5 protein-coding genes are annotated in these 6704 nt (G+C 56.0%); 1 reads left to right on the top strand and 4 read right to left on the bottom strand.

Features of this window, described 5'->3' with window-relative positions; translation table 11 throughout:
* Window positions 1–89 precede the first annotated feature (89 nt).
* The 3 genes from NW852_RS10000 to NW852_RS10010 are packed head-to-tail and all read right to left on the bottom strand — an operon-like array spanning window position 90 to window position 4310.
* Window positions 90–2627 carry a UPF0182 family protein gene (locus tag NW852_RS10000; protein ID WP_414372152.1) on the bottom strand — a complete coding sequence of 846 codons (2538 nt, stop codon included), beginning with the start codon at window positions 2625–2627 and terminating at the stop codon, window positions 90–92.
* Between the two features lie 4 nt (window positions 2628–2631).
* Window positions 2632–4002 carry a TIGR03279 family radical SAM protein gene (locus NW852_RS10005; protein WP_414426699.1) on the bottom strand — a complete coding sequence of 457 codons (1371 nt, stop codon included), beginning with the start codon at window positions 4000–4002 and terminating at the stop codon, window positions 2632–2634.
* Window positions 4003–4022: 20 nt separating this feature from the next.
* Window positions 4023–4310, bottom strand: a complete 288-nt coding sequence (locus NW852_RS10010; RefSeq protein WP_414372156.1) for a DUF2103 domain-containing protein — start codon at window positions 4308–4310, stop codon at window positions 4023–4025.
* Between the two features lie 156 nt (window positions 4311–4466).
* Between NW852_RS10010 and NW852_RS10015 the strand changes: the two genes are divergently transcribed.
* Window positions 4467–5714, top strand: a complete 1248-nt coding sequence (locus NW852_RS10015) for a hypothetical protein (protein ID WP_414372158.1) — start codon at window positions 4467–4469, stop codon at window positions 5712–5714.
* A 2-nt stretch (window positions 5715–5716) separates the two neighbouring features.
* On the opposite strand, the gene NW852_RS10020 is transcribed toward NW852_RS10015, so the two are convergent.
* The gene (locus NW852_RS10020) at window positions 5717–6676 is read right to left on the bottom strand and encodes a J domain-containing protein (RefSeq protein WP_414372159.1); all 960 of its coding nucleotides are present in this window, start codon (window positions 6674–6676) and stop codon (window positions 5717–5719) included.
* Window positions 6677–6704 lie beyond the last annotated feature (28 nt).

The raw sequence follows: 6704 nt of genomic DNA on the forward strand, positions 1-6704 counted from the left end.
GGAAGCGCGAAGATTGACAACACAACCTTAAAACATCCGTTAAGTTCTGTCAACTGGCTTTCGGAAATCTGAGAAGGGATCCCCCAGCCTCAGCGGTTGGAGCGGCGACTGCCGGTGGGGGAGAAGAGGGCTTCCAGGGCCTGGCTGAGGGTTGGCTCCATCACCACCCGGTCTTCGTAGGCGGCGATGACCCGGGTAAGCTGGGGCAGGCGGCCCTGTTCTGCCTCCAGGTAGAGGGGCTGGACGTAGAGAAGCGAGGTCTCGATGGGGATAACCAGCAGCGTGCCCAGGTTCACCCGCGACCCGTGTTCGTTCCAGAGGGCAATTTGCTCGGAAATGGCGGGATCCTGGTTGACCCGCGCCTCTACTTGTTCCGGCCCGTAGATGAGGCGCTGCTTGGAAAACTCATACACCAGCAGCTTGCCGTAGTTTTCCCCATCGCAGCGGGCGGCCATCCAAGCCACCATGTTCTGCTTGTTGAGGGGGGTAAAGGGGGAAAGCAAGACAAACTGGGGCTGGTTTTCCTCCGGCAAGGTGAGGATAAGGTACTGCGGCTGCATGGGGAGGCGCCGTTGCTTGCGGAACTGGTTGGGGATCTGCCACTGGTCTTCCCGGTTGTAGAAAACCCGGGGATCCGTCATGTGGTAGGTGGCAAATTGCTGCACTTGCAGGCGGAAGAGATCCTGGGGGTAGCGGATGTGCTGCCGCAGCGGCTCCGGCATGGCCTCTAGGGGCTGGAACAGGGTGGGGTAAATGCGGGCGTAGGCTTGGATGAGGGGATCCCGAGGATCAGCAATGTACCAGTCGATGCTGCCGTTGTAGGCGTCCAGCACCGCCTTGACGGAGTTGCGGATGTAATTGAAGGGGAAGCCGGGCAGATGCTCCGAGTAGGGGTAGCGGCTGCTGGTGGTGTAGGCATCGAAAAACCAGTAGAGTTTGCCCCCTTGAATCACCAGGTAGGGATCCCGGTCGTAGAGCAAAAAGGGCATCACCTGGCGCACCCGTTCCCGGATCTGGCGGCGATAGAGAAAGCGGGTGGTAGAGGAAAGCTCGCGGCTGAGAAGAATGCGCAGATCCCGGAAGTGCCAGGCGTAGAGAAAGCGCTGCCAGAGGTGGGGGATGGGCACGCCGCCCGTGCCGCGGTAGCTGCTGTAGACATAGCGATCGGCAGCGGGATAGTCCAGCTCCCTTGCCTCGGCTCCCACAAACACGTCGGTAGTGGTCAGCTCGCCGTAGTAGAGAGCCGGCTGTTCCACCCGCAGCACCTGCGCCACCTCCGGGTAGCGGGGAGAAACCCGCGGTGGGATATCCGAGAGAAAAAAGTCCGGCAGTCCCTCTGGGGTAACCACGTTCACCGGGCTGAGGGTGAGGCCATAGCCGTGGGTGTAGAAAAACCGCTGGTTAACCCAAGTTTGGGCCGTAGGCGGCACCTGGGCAAAGTCCAATTCCCGCGCAGCGTGCATCACTTGGCGCAGTTCTCCGCCAATGCGGTAGCGATCCACATCCACATCGGGAAACTGGTAATAGGGACGGATCTCCTGCAGTTGGCGATAGGTAACCAAGAGAGGCTCCGTATCCCAAAGGCGCACGTTGCGCAGGGTGGATTGATTTTGCTGCAGGATCTCCCAGGTAAGAGATCCCTCCTCCAGAAAGGGTTTCACCTCCACCTCGGTCAGGCCAAAGCCAGCGCGGGTAAAGCGGATGTTGTGCTCGATGTAGGGGCGCTCCAGCTCCAGCTCGTTGGGGGTGACCAAAAGGGTTTGCACCAGTTGCGGGTAAAGCCGGGTAGTCAGCAGCCCAAACCCCAGGTAGGCCCCCCAAAGCAAAGCCGGTGCCAGCAGGGAACTGGCCCAGGCAGGGCACCAGGATTTGAAAAAGGGAAGGCGGAGGCGGATCCCTTGGCGGGCCAAAACCCAGAAGCCAATGGCCGTTAGGAAAGCCACCCCGCTCATTAGAGTGGTGGCTGGCAGGGTGGCGTGGACATCGGTAAAACCGGCGCCAAAGACAACGCCACGGGTGGAGTAGAGCAGCTCATAGCGATCCAGCCAGTGGCCCCAGGCGCGAATTAAAAACAGGGATCCCGCCAGGATCAGCAAGTGCCGCTGGGCAAACAGGGAAAGGGCCAGGGTCAGCCGCTGCTCCGATAGCCCTAGCTCCACCAGGTAGATGAGCGCTGTCGTGATCAAAGTGAGCAGCACCAAGTTGAAACACCAGTGCTGCAGCGTCTCCCAAAAGGGCAGGCCGAAAAGAAAAAAGCCCAGATCGCGGCCAAAGATGGGGTCGGACTCCCCGACAGGCACTTGGTGGAGCCAGAGCAGCAGCGTAAACCACTGATTGGAAAGAGCCCAGGCAAAGCATCCACTCAACCCCAGCGCGATCGCCCAGGCCCCTGTCAGGGTCGCTCCCCGCCAGCAGGCGCGCAGGTTGGATCCCACCACCGCCAGGGCAAAGCCAAAGGCGCCCAGGCCTAGCCCCCAGCGAGCCATCACCCGTGTCCACAGCACTGGCAGGGCGTTCAGCTCAGCAAACCAGGCCAGATCCACATAGAAAGACGCCAAAGCCGTGATGGCTAGGATCCCCAGTCCAATCCAAAGCAACAGGAGCAGCCCTCGCCGCAACCGCTGCATGGCCTCACCGTCCTTGGCCCGGAGCTGCCCTTGATCCTAGCCCCTGCACCGCCTGCAGCAAGCCTGCTGGACCCCCGTCCACCCGCACCACCGGGATCCCGACTTGGGCCTGCAACTCTTGCCAGGTGAGATCGTCCAAGAAGCGCTCCCCATCCTTAAGAGCAATCTGGGGCAAAAGTAGCCCATCGTAGCTTGCCAAGTTTTCAACGGATTTCAGAGCGCCCAGAATGTCTTGTCCTGTCAACAACCCGGTTACCGTCAGGGTTTGTCCCCAGAATTGGCTGGCAATGGGCAACAGGTCCAACTGCAGCCCCCGAATGCCGTTCATCCGCTTGACCACAGGCTGGAAGGCCTGTTCCACAGCGTTGCCCACCACCCAGAGGACTTTGAGAGGAGCAGGGATCCCAGCCGGCAGCTGCACCTGCTCGAACTCGCTCAAGAACAAGCGCAGGGATCCCACCCCATTCCCCAGTTGGGGGTAATCTTCGTAGTGCTCTGCCGGCGGCAGTTCCCGACCCGCCAGCAGATACCACTCATCAGCCAGCCAGGCAAAGGTGGATCCCAGTTCTTGGCGAAACTGCGCCTGCAGCGCTTCCACCTGATCAATCACCTCCGCCGCTTTGGCAGCATCCACTGGGATCAGCTCATCATGGGGAGGGCGAAAGCGGGTTAGCCCCACCGGTACCACCGCCACCGAGAGGACGGTTGGGATCCCTTCAATGGGTTGGCCAAAGGCGGCCAAGTCCAAAAGGGTGCGACTTAGCTGCTCCCCATCGTTCCAGCCTGGGCAAACCACCACTTGGGCATGCAGTTGCAGGCGGTGTTGGCGAAACCAGGCCAACTGCTCCAGGATCAAGCCAGCGCGCGGGTTTTTGAGCAGGCGGCTGCGCAACTGGGGGTCGGTGGCATGGACCGACACATAGAGGGGAGAAAGGCGCAGGCGGGCAATGCGATCCCACTCGGCAGCAGTCAGGTTGGTGAGGGTGAGGTAGCTGCCGTAGAGAAAGCTGAGGCGGTAGTCATCGTCTTTGAGGTGCAAGCTTGCCCGCATCTCAGGAGGCTGTTGGTCGATAAAGCAAAAGGGGCAGGCGTTATTGCATTGGATGAGACCATCGAACAAAGCCGTCTCAAACTCCAGCCCCAGATCCTCGTCCACGTCTTTTTCCAGCTCAACCGTGCGCGGGATCCCCTGGCTGTCTAGGATCTCCAGGCAGAGATATTCCTCAGCAATGAGGAAACGGTAGTCGATGAGGTCGCGGGGTTTCTCGCCATTGATACTCATCAGCGCTTCCCCCGGCTGAATGCCCACCTTTGCCGCCAGGGATCCAGGTAGGACGGCGCTGATGCGGGCAGGCTTGAGGCTAGCACGGGACATGGCGCGCCCAGAGTACAAACCTACTCCAGACAGCGGCGAATTGCTGCTTCCAGCTCCGACTGGCTGAGGTCGGTAACCACAAACACCTCTTGCACGCTGCTGCCCTTGCGGGCCACCAACTTGTATCCACCCCGAATAGGCACGGAAACCCGCAACTGCAACTGCGGGATCCGCCCCCGACTGCAGGACAAGGCGCCCGGCGTTACAGTTTTAATGCCTGGCTGTCGAGTCAGGCGCTCCAGGACAGGGATCAGCCCAGAAATGTGGGTGGAGTGGTTCCAAACCAGACGACCAGCAGGCTCAGACATAGCGGCAACGCAACAGCGAGAGAGGCTGGATCTCCATGCTAAGCTCTTACCCTTGCAACTGAGAATAAGCCTTGGCGAACTCTCCAAGTGCAGGCATTTTCAGAGGGTTTTCTCTGTGCTAGTTTAGCGGCAGCAAACGCGGGGAGCTCCTGACTTATGGTTTCCGAGCAAGTCATCCTAGAGATTCCCGAAGCCATCCTAAAAGGCCTGCAGAATGGAACCTACGAGCGCGTAGGCGGCGTGGTGCGAGAAGTGGCCTCTAAGCGGGTGGTGGCCTGGCTGAGAGAAACAGGGGGCTTGACACTCGCAAATAGCATTGGCAACTGGATCCCGGGAGTGGATATCATCAACGGGATCTTTGCCAACATTCAGTTGAGGCAGATCAACCTAAGACTCATTGACATTAGCAATAAACTAAACACTGTCTTAGGCTTAACCCAATTCAATACTGCTCTTGGTCTGGCTAACCTGGGTTTGTCTGCCATAGGCTTTGCGGTCGTCATCTCTAAGCTTGATCAAATTGACTCTCGAATTCAACATCTTCAACAATCCATCTCAGAGCTCAAGGATACAATAGATAGATCGCTCCTTGCTAAGGCTAAGTCTGCTATCAACGTTGCAGAAATAGCTTTGAAGATGTCTTCCCAGACCAACAGGAAGCGATTGGTAACCGAGGTCATTCAGCCTTTGCTTGAGGCCGAGCACTATTATCAAGCTGCGTGGGATTCCAATTGGAACGAGAACAACGGCATTTTGGCTCGCGAGTACATCTTAATCCTATCTTTAGTCTATGTTACAGAGATTAAATGTTACTTAGAGCTGGAGGAGCATGAGATGGCTCTGAAGCGCCTGGCGGAGGCCAAGGAAGTTCTAGAACCTCGTATTAGAAAGTACGTCAAGCTTTTGTTGACTGAAAATCCTTCAGGATATCTTCACAGAGATTGCCAAGGAGTCAGCTTGTCAAGCGTTGTGGAGATTCTCAAGTATGCAACGGGTGAATCCGATACGAATAAGCTGTTTGACGAATATATACGACCGGCTATTTTCAGCGCACAAGACATTGAATCCTATCTTGATAGTATGCCGATAAGATCTAGGAATGCCATCCTTGCCCTCATTTCCCCATCTCTGGTTGGTTTAGATTGGACATTCTGGGATCGCCTACCCTGGAACACCGCTGCTCGGAGAGACGTCATTTTCAAGCTAATGTCTCGAGTAAATCAAGTTATAGCAACTGCCCAGTCTATGATCGAGTTGGACAGGAGACTGGAAGGCTACAGATACGAAATCACTGAAATGACTCGGCTTGGCCTCAGCTACCAAGAGTGGCAAAGTCTGGTTTTGCCACCGAGGAGCTCGCCGGAGAATCCGGACTCCAAGGTTTTGCTCCTCCTGCCGGCCTAGGATCAATGGGGGTAGAATCCACCGCCCAAACCAAATAGAACTGCCAGTATGCCAATACCAACAGCGACTCCAGCCGCCAGCTTCAGATCCTCCTTTAGCTTCTCAGCGTCCGCTCTTTCCTTTATCGCCGTCAATAGAAAAAGCTGATCCTCTCCGCTAAGCCCGCCTATAAACTCAGGGGATAAAGACTCAAGGGAGAGACTCTTAAAGTAGTCGATCCTGCTCCTGTAGTAAAGCTGAAGTTGAGTGAGTTCCGCACTTTTTTCTTTCTCATGTAGGGCGATTTTTGACTTCGCCCTTTCTTGGAAACTTTTGGCTGTCTCCACTTGCGCTTTACTGTACCTGTCAGAAAATGCTGACCAAGCAAATGCAAAGGCAATGATTACAAGTATAGTACCAATCGCTCCCCAGCCTCCTAAGAAAGCCAAAAAGCCCAAAAACAAAGAGAAAAGGCAGTTCTGTATGTTTTCATCCTTAGTAAGGAAGGCATAATCAACTCTGGCATCCTCTTCCTTAATGCCGATTGAAATAAGGTTTCTCCTTAGCTCAGACTTCACTTGCTCTATCTTTTGATTGTAGTTAACTTCGATACTTTCCTTGCGACGCTCTATTTCCTTTGCAGCTTTCTGTATCTTGTCAGGGTCGAACGGCCAAGTGCTGCCGTCTTGGGTGCTATAGCTGGGTTTGGCTTTCAGGCCTGGGCTATACTCGCTCCCTTTGGTCTGCGGAGCCTGGGAAGCCCTTTGAGAGTCGTAGGCTTTTCGCTTGACAGGGTCACTGAGTATCGTGTAGGCCTCTTGAATCGACTTAAATTTTTCTTCAATGTATTGTCGAGCCTTGTCCGGTGTACCGGGAGGGAGACGATCCGGGTGATACTCTTTGGCAAGCCGCCTGTAGTTCTCTTTAATTTCTTCAAGGGTCGCGTCGGGCTTTATTTCCAGCTCGCGGTAGAAATCTTTCATGAAGGGATCCCGTCTTTGCTACCTTGCC

The sequence above is a fragment of the Synechococcus sp. H60.1 genome (genome assembly GCF_047462335.1).
Classification (GTDB): domain Bacteria; phylum Cyanobacteriota; class Cyanobacteriia; order Thermostichales; family Thermostichaceae; genus Thermostichus.

What these genes read in the sequence shown, in the direction of transcription:
- NW852_RS10000 (WP_414372152.1), bottom strand. Translation starts at nt 2,627, where the DNA reads ATGCAGCGGTTGCGGCGAGGGCTGCTCCTGTTGCTTTGGATTGGACTG.
- NW852_RS10005 (WP_414426699.1), bottom strand. Translation starts at nt 4,002, where the DNA reads ATGTCCCGTGCTAGCCTCAAGCCTGCCCGCATCAGCGCCGTCCTACCT.
- NW852_RS10010 (WP_414372156.1), bottom strand. Translation starts at nt 4,310, where the DNA reads ATGTCTGAGCCTGCTGGTCGTCTGGTTTGGAACCACTCCACCCACATT.
- NW852_RS10015 (WP_414372158.1), top strand. Translation starts at nt 4,467, where the DNA reads ATGGTTTCCGAGCAAGTCATCCTAGAGATTCCCGAAGCCATCCTAAAA.
- NW852_RS10020 (WP_414372159.1), bottom strand. Translation starts at nt 6,676, where the DNA reads ATGAAAGATTTCTACCGCGAGCTGGAAATAAAGCCCGACGCGACCCTT.